Annotated in this window: 1 protein-coding gene; it reads left to right on the forward strand. The window is 43.8% G+C overall.

Annotation, left to right across the window (positions count from 1 at the left end):
* Positions 1-64 precede the first annotated feature (64 nt).
* Positions 65-1,273 (forward strand): IS256 family transposase, encoded by a 1,209-nt coding sequence (locus FKN88_RS17365; RefSeq protein ID WP_154167750.1) that lies wholly within the window; start codon positions 65-67, stop codon positions 1,271-1,273.
* The last annotated feature ends 34 nt before the right edge of the window (positions 1,274-1,307 follow it).

The raw sequence follows: 1,307 nt of genomic DNA on the forward strand, positions 1-1,307 counted from the left end.
GAGCCTGTAATTTAAATTGTGTATCTGCTTATAATTAAGCCAGTCATGGCTAAGGATAAGCAATATGGATAAGAAAGCTCTAGAAGCCTTCGCTCGCGAAGCTGCTAAATCAATCAAGACTCCTTCCGATCTTGATGACTTCAGAAAAATGCTCACTAAGGTGACTGTTGAAACCGCTCTCAATGCTGAACTCGATGAGCACCTTGGTTATGAAAAACACGCCCCCGCTCGTGCTGATAACAGTCGTAACGGCTATTCATCAAAACGGCTGCTGACCGATGATGGTGAGATCCAATTGGATGTTCCCCGTGACCGCGAAGCCTCCTTCGAACCCAAGCTAGTCCGCAAACACCAAACACGATTTCAATCTATGGACGACAAGATTTTAAGCTTGTACGCCAAAGGCATGACAACGCGTGAAATCGTCGCCACATTCAAGGAAATGTATGATGCCGATGTCTCAGCAAGCTTGATATCGAAAGTCACTGATGCAGTATTAGAACAAGTTATAGAATGGCAAGCTAGGCCACTTGATGCCATTTATCCTATTGTTTATCTTGACTGTATCGTAGTGAAAGTTCGCCAGAATAAGCAGGTGATCAACAAAGCCATTTACCTTGCTCTTGGCGTAAATATGGAAGGGCAGAAAGAACTTTTGGGTATGTGGATGTCAGAAACTGAAGGTGCCAAATTCTGGCTCAGCGTGCTCACTGAGCTTCAAAATCGAGGCGTAAATGATATTCTCATCGCCTGTGTCGATGGCCTTAAGGGTTTCCCTGATGCGATCAATACCGTCTATCCAAAAACTCAAATCCAGCTCTGTATCGTACACATGGTGCGAAACTCAATGAAATACGTGCCATGGAAAGACTACAAGACGATTAGCACTGACTTAAAGGAAATCTATCAAGCCACAACGGAAGATGACGCTCTGCTGGCACTCGAACGCTTTGGTGATAAATGGGATGAAAAGTATCCGCAAATCAGTCGTTCGTGGACGGCGCATTGGGACAATCTCAATACACTGTTCAGCTATCCTCAAGATATTCGTAAAGCTATCTACACGACGAATGCGATTGAATCCCTGAACAGCGTGATCAGAAAAGCGACCAAGAAACGCAAACTGTTCCCAACAGATGAATCGGCAAGAAAGGTGGTGTATTTAGCGATTATGGATGCATCCAAGAGATGGACGATGCCAATTCATCACTGGAAGCAAGCGCTAAATCGCTTTATGATTATGTTTGAAGAACGATTAACTGATTACTTGTAAGCAATAGCAGTTACACAAAATTATTTACAGGGTC

It is taken from the genome of Vibrio sp. 2017_1457_13 (assembly GCF_030851525.1).
GTDB classification, from domain to species: Bacteria; Pseudomonadota; Gammaproteobacteria; order Enterobacterales; family Vibrionaceae; genus Vibrio; species Vibrio metschnikovii.